A 12,071-nucleotide genomic window follows, 5' to 3' on the forward strand; every position below is an offset into this window, starting at 1 on the left:
GGCTGCGAGCGAATTCCGCGCGGCGAGGTCATCCAGTGGCCTTCGAGCGGATAGAACGCGCGCCCTGATCAGCTACCCTACGGCGCAGCCATGAACCCGCCCCACATTCCCGAACCGGAACTCCTGCCGCTCCTTTCGTCCCGCTTCGTCTACAAAGCGGCAGCAGCCGTCGTGATCCTCCTTGCGCTGACAATCACCCTTTCCTTTTCCGGGCGCTGGTTCGGCCGACATCTCGCTGAGGCCGGCCACACGGCAAGCCGCGAAACCTACGACATCTTTATCGGCCAGGACCATTTGCGCCTGCCGGCGAATGTCATTCGCTTCGAAAACCAACGTAGCACGAACATCGTCGGGCGCGTGGATCTCTATCTCACCTGGCCCGGGCTCGAAGGCTACGGCGAGGAGACGCGGCCCTTGTTCGACGATGTCAGCCGGCCGGAAAACCTGATCTTCCTGCAGGTCGCGCAGAGTACGATGTCTCGCGACATGTCGGGGCGTCTCGCCCCCGTCTACCGCCATATCCTGCAGGACGCGCCGCAGGCCGGCCCCGAGGGCCTGACAAGGTACGCCGCAAAGCCGGATTCCAGCTATGCCGGCGAAGTCTTCTTCATCGGCGAGAGAGATGAGCGCCCTGCCTACGTGCTGCGCTGCGTACTCCCCGTGACCACCGCGGCTTCGACCAGCGCCGATTGCCAGCGCGACGTTCACATGGGCAAGGACCTCATCGTTCTCTACCGTTTCTCCAGCAGGTTGCTGCCGCAGTGGCGTGCCATCGAAGATTCGATGGAAACTTACATCAGCACGCATCTCGTGCCGTGATTTTGACGAAGAGTCGTGATGCAGCCAATGCGCCGGCTAGAACGGGATGGGGGAGTATGCGCGGGGTTTTCGGCCAAGCCTACCAAAACGTCATGATCTAGCGCGGGCTGAAGGTGCCGATCCTGAACAAAACGACCTGTGGCGGGCAACCAATCATTCATCATAAACCGATTGGTAACGCTATCCCGATACTGTCTCGGGAAAGGTCGTATCCGGAGACGGCATCCGGACGGCACCCCTGATATGAGAATGAAGAGCGATACAGTGTCTCAATCCGTTTTTTTTGATCTCGCGAAACGCCCGTTCGGCGTCTTTTCAGAAGTTATGGGGCGGATTTTTCTCGCCGGCCTGATCGCCGTGCTGACCTTTTCGGCGCCCGCCTTCGCGAACTCCAAATATGCCGGCATCGTCGTCGATGCGAAAACCGGCAAGGTTCTTTACGGCGAAGACGCTGATCAATTACGCTACCCGGCCTCGCTGACGAAGATGATGACGCTGTATCTGACGTTCGAGGCGCTCGAAGCCGGACGGATCAGCAAAAGCACGCCTGTTCCCTTTTCCAAGAAGGCGTCGGCAGAGCCGCCGTCGAAGCTCGGTGTGCGCGCCGGGCGATCGATCACCGTCGAGCAGGCGATCCTCTCGCTGGTGACGCGCTCCGCCAACGATGCGGCGACGGCGCTTGGCGAGCTCCTGGGTGGTTCGGAACAGCGCTTCGCCCGGATGATGACCAACAAGGCGCGCGCGCTCGGCATGACGCGCACCACCTATCGCAACGCCCATGGCCTGCCCAATTCCGAACAACGGACGACGGCCCGCGACCAGGCCCGCCTCGGCATCGCGCTCCGGCAGCACTTCCCGCAATATTACGACTACTTCTCCACGCGCAGCTTCCGTTTCGGCAAGCAGACGATCGGCAACCACAACCGGCTGCTCGGCAACGTCCGCGGGGTAGACGGTATCAAGACCGGCTATACGCGCGCTTCCGGCTTCAATCTCGTAACCTCGGCCCAGCTCGACGGGCGCAGCATCGTGGCGGTCGTCATGGGCGGCACGTCGGGCGGCGCCCGCGATGCGCAGATGCGCAAGCTCGTCGCGAAATACATGCCTTCCGCATCGCGCCGCGGCAGCGGCAATCTGATCGCCGAGGTCCCGGCCGAACCCGTGACGACGGTAGCCGAAGCCGAAGTACGGCCGGCCACCGCCGCAGCCGTCGCGTCGGCGGCAATGGACCTGCCGAATACCGGCCCGGTCCCGGATTTCCGCTACACCGGCGAAAGCGCCGCCGGCGTCGCAATGGCCTATGCATCGACGAAACCGGCCTCGGACAATCCCGTGCTCGCAGCCAAGATCGCGCCGAACACGCTCGACTCGCAGATCGCCAGACTTGCCCAGGAGCCGGAAGCCGCTGGCGACGTCGATACGCAGATCACCAATTCGGTCGCCACCGCTGAAACCGCACCTGCCGCGGCCGAAGCCCGCACCGAAGCGAATGTCGGCATGCAGGGCTGGGTCATCCAGATCGGCGCCACGCCCGACAAGACGCAGGCCATGACGCTGCTCGACAATGCCAAGGAAAAGGGCGGCAAGGCACTGCGTAACGCCACCCCCTTCACGGTCGCCTTCAGCAATGACGGAGCTCAGCTCTACCGCGCCCGCTTCGGCGGCTTCGACGATCAGGACAAGGCCGTCAACGCATGCAGGGCATTGAAGAAGAAGGGCTTCGCTTGCTGGGCGAGCCAGCAGTAAGAGACTCTATGAAGGGCAGCCGGGCGCGTTTCTCCGGCTGTCCTCCTCGGTTTTGTACAGCGTAACGAGGTCAGCATGGCAATGAACGAGAACGTCCCCGGCGACACGATGATGGCGGACAGAAGAGCCAGACCATCGCGAATTCGGCTGCATCCGTTGCACGAGGCGGCCATGCGCATCGCGGACATCGGCCTGAACCGATCCAAGGCAAAAACGCGCGACCTGGTTGGCATGCTCCTTACGCATGGCGCGCGCGCCTGGCGTTCGACCCAGCCTCGGGCGGGCATCCATTTGCACGTCGCGGCACCGGGGCGCAGCCGCCCCCTCCGAATTCGCCTGCATTAGGCTCGAATTTGGAATATCGCATGCGGCTTTCCGCGCGCAGCCAGCGTTTCAACGCTTTAAACTCGATCATGCGGGCAGGTCATGGACCGCCCCTCATCCGCCTGCCGGCACCTTCTCCCCGCAAGCGGGGCGAAGGGAACTCGCGGCGCCCCACCGCTTTTCCCTTCTCCCCATCAAAATGCTACGGCATGCACATATCTCTTGCGCGCCGGTGCGGCGGATACTGCTGATGAAAGGGATCCCACGGGTACCCAACCGGATCAACCGCGCTCGGTCGGGGTTGCCCCTCAACCGACTGCCGCCACCTTCTCCCCGCAGGCGGGGAGAAGGGATATGCCGTGCCCGCTCGCTCCCTCGGGCGGACGGTGAATGCGGGTTCAGTCGGCGCCGCTTGTCCCTTCTCCCCGCCTGCGGGGAGAAGGTGCCGGCAGGCGGATGAGGGGCGGGTGACCGCTAGTCCAATGCCAATGTTAGCGCATACGGGTTTGATCCCAAGGACCCATCCGCAAGCCTCGCCACTGCTGGATACAGATGCCGCCACTCCGGAGTAATCCGCGAAGGGCTGGACAACAAGAGATATGTGCATGCCGTAGCATCAAAATGGGAGCAGCCGTGGTCATGAGCGCGATTTGTCGGACGCGTCCGCTCTCGCCGGCGAAGGTGGCCGCCGGCTATAAAAGGCCGAGTTCGGCGAGTTCACGCCGCAAGTCGAGCGGCATCTCCCCGCCATCGGCGAGCGAGGCAAGATCGCGCGGGGCTTCCTTCTCCTCGAGATAGCGCCAGCCCTGAAAAGCCCGACGCGGCTGCGGTTCCGTCTCCATGACTTCCGGACCGAGAAGGAGATTGCAGCGGCCGATGCCCTCGCCGTCGGTGAAGGTCTCGATGCCGATCAGCGGCTGACGCGCCTGAACGTATCCCTTGATCACCCAATAGAGCGAACCGCCGGCGAGAAGCTCTTCCGTACGCTTCGGGACCATCCGGGTCGTGTGGAAGGAGTGCGGCTGCTGCCCGGCTGCGATCGCCGCCAGGGCCTTGCGCGCTACCCATTCGCGCAGGTCCTCGATCGATTCGGCACCGACACAGAGTTTGATGAGATGCAAAGCCATGGCGAACCTTGAACACCCGGCCGGCGGCTGCGGTCAAGCCGTCCGGGCGTATTCGTCCACAGCCCCATCGGCTTCGGACTGAGCGCTCAGCACTCGACCACGTTGACGGCGAGACCCCCGGTCGATGTTTCCTTGTACTTCTCGTTCATGTCCGCGCCGGTCTGGCGCATCGTCTCTATACAGGCATCGAGCGGCACGAAATGCTTGCCGTCGCCCTTGAGTGCGAGCGAAGCGGCCGTAACCGCCTTGACGGCACCAAGGGCATTGCGTTCGATGCACGGCACCTGAACGAGACCTGCGACCGGATCGCAGGTCATTCCGAGATGGTGTTCGAGCGCGATCTCGGCCGCATTCTCGATCTGCTCGGGCGTTCCGCCCATGACGGCAGCAAGACCCGCCGCGGCCATCGCCGACGCCGATCCGACTTCGCCCTGACAGCCCACCTCCGCGCCTGAAATCGAGGCGTTGTGCTTGATGATACCGCCGATCGCCGCTGCGGTCAGCAGGTAATCCCGGATGCCTTCCTGATCGGCATCGTCGTGGAAATGCAGATAGTAGCGGATCGTCGCCGGAACGACGCCGGCCGCGCCGTTGGTCGGCGAAGTCACCACCCGGCCGCCGGCAGCATTCTCCTCATTGACCGCCATGGCATAGACGCTCAACCAATCATTTGCGAGGAGAGGATTGGTCTTGTTGGAGCGCCATTCCTCCTGCAGCTTGTCGTGGATCGCCCGGGCGCGCCGGCGCACCTTCAGGCCACCCGGCATGATGCCGTCCTGGCTGAGGCCGCGATCGATGCAACTGCTCATCGCCGTCCAGATGCGGTCGAGCCCGGCGTCGAGCTCGTCCCTCGACATCCTGCACTCTTCGTTCGCCCGCTTCATCTGGGCGATCGTCAGCCCGGAGCGCGCGGCCATGTCGAGCATCTGCTGGGCCGTGGCAAAGGGATAGGGCACCTTTACGCCGGCGGGCTTGTTCTTCTGGGCCCTCATCGCGTCCAGTTCCGTATCGGTCACCACGAAGCCGCCGCCGATCGAATAGTAGATGCGTTTCAGAAGGAGCCGGCCGTCCCGGTCGAAGGCGGAGAAGGACATGCCGTTTGCATGACCCGGCAGCGGCGTCTTCTTGTCGAAGACGAGATCGGTTTTCGGCTGGAACATATAGCCCGCGTGACCGGGCGGGGTGATGCGGCCCGTACGCTCCACCTGCTCGATGATCCCGTCCATCCCGTCCGGCTCGACGAGATCCGGCCGCTCGCCCATCAGGCCGAGAATGACCGCCCTGCCCGTTCCATGGCCGATGCCTGTATGCGCCAGCGAACCATGGAGGCTTACCTTGATGGCGCCGACAGCCGCGTGAGACGGTCGCGGCCATTCATCCGACAGGATGAGATCGAGAAACCTGTTGGCCGCCGACATGGGCCCCATCGTGTGAGAGCTCGATGGACCGATACCGATCTTGAAAACGTCGAAGACGGAAAGAAACATGAATTCCTGCCCAGAGCCTGACGCCACGTTGCTGCCGATGAGCTCCGCGTTCGCGTCGATGATAGGACCGAAACCGACCGTTTTCCTGCTCGGGCGGTGTCGATCATTCCCTAATATAGGATCGAACCCTAAGCGATCCTATGCCGATCCATCAGGCGACCGACCGACATTGGATTCTGTTCGTGCGACATGCCACTGAAGAACTGCGCATGTGTTCGGCGATCAAAAAAAAGCGATGCAGCCCGTGGACTGCATCGCCTGACATTTCAATCTATCTTCAGAAGCCGCCGAAGAGATAGGCGAGAACGAGAACACCCCCGAAACCCGCCACGGCGCGAACCGTCACGCCCCAGCACGACTTCTCTACTGTTTTGTCCATGATGTCTCCGAATACCGAAGCCCGGTAACCATTAAGTCGTGTGGCCGTTCAATAGCGAAGAATCTGTTAACACGCAATGGTGAAATATGGCGAAATAGTGTCAGAGCGATGCGGGACACCTTGGGCGCGGACACGAAGCCGTGTGCAAGCGGCGGAATCCCGGAGCGCCCGGCTCGATGCTCGCGCCTCGATTTCGCCGTGAGTCTTAAGACAGGCCAACATGGGCCCATCTTGCATTTTCGGACGGCCGTGCCAAAACACCGCTATGACCTCTGAAGATTACGTCGCGCTCGCCATCTTCGTCCTCCTCTGGGCCGGCTTCAGCTGGGCTTCCGACGGGGGGCGCGGCTTCGACCGCGTCAGCCTTACGCGTTTGATGAACGAGCACAGGGCGCGCTGGATCCGCAATTCGCTCAATCGCGATCTGAAGATGATCGACACGCAGATCATCGCCGGGCTGCAGGCCGGTACCGCCTTCTTCGCCTCGACGACGATCTTCGCGCTCGGCGGTTGTTTCGCATTGCTCGGCGCAACAGACCAAGTGCAGATGATCTTTAGCGATCTGCCACAAATATTCCGAAGCGGGCGGACGGCCTTCGAACTGAAAGTCGGCGGATTGACCTGCCTCTTCGGCTATTCTTTCTTCAAGTTCGGTTGGTCATACCGGCTGTTCAACTACTGCTCGATTCTGATGGGCGGCATTCCGATGACGGCGGACATGAAACGCGACCAGAAGGCCGCCGAGCGTGCCGCAGAGCGTGCGATCCGCATGAACATACTTGCGGCCAAGCACTTCAATGCCGGCCTTCGGGCGATCTTCCTGTCGATCGGCTATCTCGGCTGGTTCATAAGCCCCTATGTGTTCATGGTGCTGACCGCCCTCGTGATCTTCGTCCTCGCGCGCCGGCAGTTCTTCTCCGAAGCGCGCGCCGCGCTGATCGAGAATGCGCAATAGGCTGCAGCAACCGATTGCACCCGGCCCGCGGTTTGCGGTAACCGACCGAATGACTGGCGGCCCTCATTTCAACATATTCGCGACGCGACTGAAATGAGGCGCCCTCGTAGATCCACCTCCAGCAGCAGAGCGATTCTTCGATGTCCGAACAAAGCGCGACGACGACCCCTGAAGCGCAAATGCGCACGGAGGCGACCGGAACCAACCGGATGGTTCTCCTGGATGCGCTGCGCGGCCTGGCACTCGTCGCCATGGCCCTCTATCACTTTGTCTGGGACCTCGAATTCTTCGGCTATGTCGCGGCCGGCACCGCCGGGACCGGCGGCTGGCGGATGTTTGCACGCCTGATTGCCAGCAGCTTCCTGTTTCTTGCCGGTTACAGCCTCGTGCTCGGCCAGCTCCCGAAACTCCGTCCGCGCGCCTTCGCCATACGTTTCGCGAAGATCGCCGGCGCAGCCGCGCTGATCAGCATCGGGACCTGGTTCGCCTTCCCTCAGTCGTTCATCTTCTTCGGCATTCTCCACGCCATTGCGGCGGCAAGCCTTGTCGGCCTCCTGTTCCTGAAATTGCCGGCCGCCGTTTCCTTTCTTGCCGCTGCCGTGGCCTTCGCGGCTCCCCTCTATCTGCGCTCGTCGTTTTTCGACATGCCGGCGCTCTGGTGGGTCGGCCTCTCGGAAACGATCCCGCGCTCGAATGACTACGTTCCTCTGCTTCCCTGGATTGCCCCTTTCCTGCTCGGCCTCGGCACCGCGAAGCTGCTCCACCCGTTATTTTCCGCCCGCCGCAGCCGAAGCGCCGGGACCCGTAGGCACCCGTGGATGACGCCTCTCGCCTTTGGCGGCCGTCACAGCCTTCTGATATATCTCATCCACCAGCCGCTGCTTATCGCGGCAGTCTATCTCTTCTCTCTCGCCGTTCCCGCCCCGGCACCGGATCCGGCACGGGTCTATCTGCTGAACTGCGAACGGGCCTGCAGCAACGAAAATTCCGGGATCTCCTGCAGCGCCTTTTGCGGTTGCACGCTCGCCGGCCTGAAGGAACAGAACCTGTTCGACGATCTGAACCTGGGCAAGATCGACGTGAACACGGATGAACGCATTGCGCGAATCGCCGGTCAGTGCACAATGGATGCACAATCAGGAGAGGCACAGTCAGGGGACTAGGACCTGTGGACCCTTATGGATAGGGGTTTGATTTTGCACAAATCGGTCAATGCCAAGGATTTTTCCGCAGCAAAGGGTTGCCCCCTTTGCAAGGGAAAAGCCGCCGGCAGTGGGCGATTTGTGCAAAACCCTTCGGGCGGCCCATATTGCGGTGCCTTGTCGCGAAAAATCCGGCTTGCAGGCGGACGGCCTGCGGCGCCAGATTTTCCACGAAAGTCCCTCGCAATTTGGGCCGTCAAATCCCTATCCATAAGGGTCCACAGGTCCTAGGACATGAATGCCTTTCGTGCCAAGCCGCTGAAGTTTCCATGGCCGCCTCTGCTCTATGGCGCGGCCGTCCTGATCGCGCTGGCCCTGGGCCACCTTTTCCCGATTCCGGTGGCGCACCAGCACAGTTGGATCCTCTCGCTGGTGGGCTACGGCCTCGTGGTGCTGGCGATCACCATCGATCTCTGGGCCGTCAAAACCCTCCTTGACCGCCATACAGCCGTACTTCCGAACCGGTGCGCCACCTGCCTCGTCACCTGCGGCCCATTTCGTTTCACCCGCAACCCGATCTATTTCAGCTACACGCTGGCGATGACCGGCCTCGGATTGGCGACGATCAACCCCTGGTTCTTCATCACGGCAATTGCGGCGGTCGGATTGACAACCCTTTTCGCGATCCGAAAGGAGGAGCGACACCTGCTGTCGCGCTTCGGTTTCGAGTTCGAGCGATATTGCCGGCACACTAGCCGTTGGATTTGAGCGGACATGGAAGAGTCTGCCTTTTCCTCATCGTCACAGGGATCCAGAAGCGCCGTCTGCGGCGCAGAAGCGTCCGTTCAGCTGGCTGGATTCATGTGACACGCAGGAATGGGGGAGTTTTGGGGGCGGTACGCGAGCGTTCGCGCGCGGATTATGCGAGCCGTCTTTCGCTGATTGCATTGGCTTGCGAAACGAACGGGCAAAAACTCAAACGGACCGTCAGGTGCCGACACCGATTTCGGCAAGACGCGTGAGGCAGGCCTCTTCGACATTGTCGAGTTCGCTAAGTGTGTCTTCGATGTCCTTGCGCTTCTGCCGCAAGTCCTCGCGCTTCTCCTCGACGCGTTTGATCAAGAGCTGCAACTGGCCCATTTCACCCGGCGGATCCTTGTAGACCTGAATGATCTCGCGAATTTCGGCAATGGTGAAGCCAATGCGCCGGCCACGCAGGATCTCCTTTATGAGGTGCCTGTCGGCGGGGCGGAACAGACGCGTGCGGCCACGACGCTCCGGATGAATCAGTCCCTCATCCTCATAGAAGCGCAGTGTCCGGGTCGAGATGCCGAATTCCCGGGTCAGCTCGGTAATGCTATAATATTTGTTCACGCAGCCATTCCATCAAAGACGCGCCCCAACTATTGTTGACTTTGACGTAAAAGTCAAACACGGCGCGCCCGCTTGCGTCGCAGCTCAGCTAATACTGAACCACCATGTCGCGATGCCGAGAAAGCTGAAGAAGCCGGTTATGTCGGTGACGGTCGTCACGAAGACGGCGGAAGAGACCGCCGGGTCGGCACCGTATCTTTCGAGCAGAATAGGTATCAGGATTCCCGCGAGAGCGGCGGCCATCATGTTGATCAGCATCGCGGTCGCGATGATGCCGCCGAGGTCGGGATTCTGGAACCAAAGTCCCGCAACAAGACCGATGAACCCACCGAAGATCACGCCGTTCAGGAGTCCGACGCCCGCCTCGCGGCGGATGATTCTCGGCGCGTTGTGAATATCGAGCCCCCGGGTCGCGAGCGCACGCACCGTTACGGTCATGGTTTGCGATCCGGCATTGCCGCCCATTCCTGCGACGATCGGCATCAGGACCGCAAGTGCAACGATCTGCTGGATCGTGGCGTCGAACAGGCCGATGACCGAAGCAGAAACGCAAGCCGTCATCGAGTTGATGAAAAGCCAGGGAACGCGTGAGCGCGCGGCTTCCGCGACCGAGTCCGACAGTTCTTCGTCACCGACGCCGCTCAGGCGCAGGAAATCCTCTTCCGCCTCTTCCTGGATCACGTCGACCACGTCGTCGATCGTCAACACGCCGACGAGCCGGCCGTTTTCATCGACGACGGCGGCCGAGAGAAGGTCGTACTGTTCAAAAAGCTGCGCCGCCTCCTCCTGGTCCATTTCCGCCGGCACGGAATGGCTGGTATCACGCATGATCGCATCGATCTTTACCGAGCGCTTCGCGCGCAGCACCCGGTCCAGATCGACTGCCCCGAGCAGCTTGAAAGTCGGATCGATGACGAAGATCTGCGTGAAGCTTTCGGGAAGGTCGTCGTCCTCGCGCATGTAATCGATCGTCTGGCCGACGGTCCAGAAAGGCGGCACCGCGACGAACTCGGTCTGCATGCGCCGCCCGGCGGTGCTCTCCGGATAGTCGAGCGAGCGGCGCAGGCGGACGCGCTCGGTAAAGGGAAGCTTGGCGAGGATCTCTTCCTGATCCTCCTCGTCGAGATCCTCGAGAATGTAGACCGCGTCATCGGAATCCATCTCGCCGATCGCCTCGGCAATCTGCTCGTTCGGCAGATGTTCGACGATGTCGAGACGGATTCCTTCATCGACCTCGGTCAGCGCAGCCAGATCGAAGTCCTTGCCGAGCAGCAGAACCAGAGCGATACGCTGCTCCGGCTGGATCGCCTCGATAAGGTCACCGAGTTCCGAGGCATGGAGGCCGGCGACATGCTGGCGAAGATAAATGGTATCGCGATCCGCGATCGCGGCGCCGACATGCATCAGGAAATCGGAGCGTACCGACCCGTCTTCGGCGTAGATGTCCGAGCCGTCGTGGACAGCGATTTCGTCGGAACCGCGGTCGTCGTCGCCGGTGCTGCTCATGGACCCGCCCCTCCAGAGATTACCGCCGTCCGAGCCCGCGCCGGAAACGGCTCCTCTGCCCTGCTAGCGCAAAGCTCCGCCTGCGTCCACAGTCGAGACGAGATCGGCGATCCGCCTCGGAACATTTATCCAAGCTGTTGCAAAAACATATGAAATGATGAAACGAATGTGAGAATCCTAACGGGCGCCGGCCCGACCACTGACCCGAGCAGAGACATTCCTCATGGCCGTCCGACCGATCATACGCTTTCCAAGCCCGCTGCTGACGACGTCAGCCGAACGGATCGGCCGGTTCGATGGCACACTTCGCCAGCTATCAGACGATCTCGTCGACACGATGCGCGCCGCCCCCGGCATAGGCATCACCGCGTCCCACATCGGCATCCTGCAGCGGCTGACGGTCATCGAAGTCGATCCGCAAATGGGACCGCGCAGCTTCGTCAACCCGGAAATCGTCTGGCAATCGAGCGAGACGGCGCGGCACAGCGAGGGCAGCGTCTCAATGCCGGGTGTCGCCGAAGAAGTGGAGCGGCCGGTGCGCGTGCGCGTCAGCTTCCAAACTCTGGACGGCGAGACACGCGAGGAAGAAGCCGAGGGACTGATGGCGGTCTGCCTGCAGCATGAGATCGACCAGCTCAACGGTATCTTCTGGATTCGGCGGCTTTCCAGGCTAAAGCGCGAACGCGCCGTCAAGCGGTTCGAAAAATTTAACCGAGCCGAAGCTTTTCCCGGCACGCAATGATTGCGGCACCCCTTCGATCTGCCGTAAACCCTTTTTCCGGTCGGCCACCGGCTCCAAAATAGCAAGGCGAAGGACAATCGATGAAGAAAATAGCCCTGATGTTTCTCTGCGTGGTTGCGCTTGCAGCCTGCACCGCAACCCCTCCCGACCTGGAGCCGCTTCCCGGAAGCCTCACCTATGGAGAAACAGCCTCCTCTCGGAAGACCCGTGCCGCCCCGGGGACCATGATCCAGAACCGGTTCCTCCATAAGGGCACCATGGTCTTCGAGACCTATGAGGTTCAACCCGACCATACATATAAGCTCGTTCGCCGCAGCGTGGCCGACTCCTGGCCGCCCGGCGACTGATCACGGAACATTGTCGGCCTCCGCTCCGTTCCCTACTGCATGTATCCTCGGATCCTCACCGGTCCAAGGACAAAAAATGCAGCAATTCAAGGTGCTACACCGACCTTTCGCCTCCTTGAGGCG

12 protein-coding genes are annotated in these 12,071 nt (G+C 61.6%); 8 read left to right on the forward strand and 4 right to left on the reverse strand.

The genetic code is table 11. The features are described 5' to 3' along the window. The first annotated feature begins 90 nt into the window (after nucleotides 1–90). The 3 genes from M1D43_RS06400 (at nucleotide 91) to M1D43_RS06410 (ending at nucleotide 2,910) form a co-directional block, all read left to right on the forward strand. Nucleotides 91–819 carry a hypothetical protein gene (locus M1D43_RS06400; protein WP_153315203.1) on the forward strand — a complete coding sequence of 243 codons (729 nt, stop codon included), beginning with the start codon at nucleotides 91–93 and terminating at the stop codon, nucleotides 817–819. Between the two features lie 243 nt (nucleotides 820–1,062). After that, entirely contained in the window at nucleotides 1,063–2,565 is a 1,503-nt protein-coding gene (locus M1D43_RS06405) for a D-alanyl-D-alanine carboxypeptidase (protein ID WP_027990041.1), read from the forward strand. A 75-nt stretch (nucleotides 2,566–2,640) separates the two neighbouring features. Then, a complete protein-coding gene (locus M1D43_RS06410; RefSeq protein ID WP_010969213.1) occupies nucleotides 2,641–2,910 on the forward strand; it encodes a hypothetical protein in 270 nt (89 codons plus the stop codon). Nucleotides 2,911–3,581: 671 nt separating this feature from the next. Here M1D43_RS06410 and M1D43_RS06415 read toward each other — a convergent pair. Further along, nucleotides 3,582–4,016, reverse strand: coding sequence for a DUF1489 family protein (locus M1D43_RS06415; RefSeq protein WP_003536712.1), 435 nt, complete (start codon nucleotides 4,014–4,016; stop codon nucleotides 3,582–3,584). Nucleotides 4,017–4,102: 86 nt separating this feature from the next. After that, nucleotides 4,103–5,503 carry an L-serine ammonia-lyase gene (locus M1D43_RS06420; protein ID WP_010969212.1) on the reverse strand — a complete coding sequence of 467 codons (1,401 nt, stop codon included), beginning with the start codon at nucleotides 5,501–5,503 and terminating at the stop codon, nucleotides 4,103–4,105. Nucleotides 5,504–6,102: 599 nt separating this feature from the next. On the opposite strand from M1D43_RS06420, the gene M1D43_RS06425 reads away from it, so the two are divergent. The 3 genes from M1D43_RS06425 to M1D43_RS06435 all read left to right on the forward strand — a co-directional run bounded on the left by M1D43_RS06425 (nucleotide 6,103) and on the right by M1D43_RS06435 (nucleotide 8,747). Beyond that, nucleotides 6,103–6,837, forward strand: a complete 735-nt coding sequence (locus M1D43_RS06425) for a DUF599 domain-containing protein (RefSeq protein WP_013844304.1) — start codon at nucleotides 6,103–6,105, stop codon at nucleotides 6,835–6,837. A 140-nt stretch (nucleotides 6,838–6,977) separates the two neighbouring features. Continuing rightward, nucleotides 6,978–8,000 carry a heparan-alpha-glucosaminide N-acetyltransferase gene (locus M1D43_RS06430; RefSeq protein WP_153313528.1) on the forward strand — a complete coding sequence of 341 codons (1,023 nt, stop codon included), beginning with the start codon at nucleotides 6,978–6,980 and terminating at the stop codon, nucleotides 7,998–8,000. A 273-nt stretch (nucleotides 8,001–8,273) separates the two neighbouring features. Beyond that, nucleotides 8,274–8,747, forward strand: coding sequence for a methyltransferase family protein (locus tag M1D43_RS06435; protein WP_014529695.1), 474 nt, complete (start codon nucleotides 8,274–8,276; stop codon nucleotides 8,745–8,747). Nucleotides 8,748–8,966: 219 nt separating this feature from the next. Here M1D43_RS06435 and M1D43_RS06440 read toward each other — a convergent pair whose 3' ends face one another. Together M1D43_RS06440 and mgtE are read right to left on the reverse strand one after the other, a co-directional pair. After that, nucleotides 8,967–9,353, reverse strand: a complete 387-nt coding sequence (locus tag M1D43_RS06440; RefSeq protein ID WP_003536722.1) for a MerR family transcriptional regulator — start codon at nucleotides 9,351–9,353, stop codon at nucleotides 8,967–8,969. An 84-nt stretch (nucleotides 9,354–9,437) separates the two neighbouring features. Continuing rightward, a complete protein-coding gene (mgtE, locus tag M1D43_RS06445; RefSeq protein WP_010969209.1) occupies nucleotides 9,438–10,859 on the reverse strand; it encodes a magnesium transporter in 1,422 nt (473 codons plus the stop codon). A gap of 223 nt (nucleotides 10,860–11,082) precedes the next feature. Here mgtE and M1D43_RS06450 point away from each other — a divergent pair, with 223 nt between their 5' ends. Continuing rightward, complete coding sequence (locus M1D43_RS06450; protein WP_027990045.1) at nucleotides 11,083–11,601, forward strand: peptide deformylase; 519 nt, start codon at nucleotides 11,083–11,085, stop codon at nucleotides 11,599–11,601. Between the two features lie 80 nt (nucleotides 11,602–11,681). Next, nucleotides 11,682–11,948 carry a putative periplasmic lipoprotein gene (locus M1D43_RS06455; protein ID WP_153315054.1) on the forward strand — a complete coding sequence of 89 codons (267 nt, stop codon included), beginning with the start codon at nucleotides 11,682–11,684 and terminating at the stop codon, nucleotides 11,946–11,948. Nucleotides 11,949–12,071: the final 123 nt, after the last annotated feature.

The organism is Ensifer sp. R1-3, from assembly GCF_056739175.1.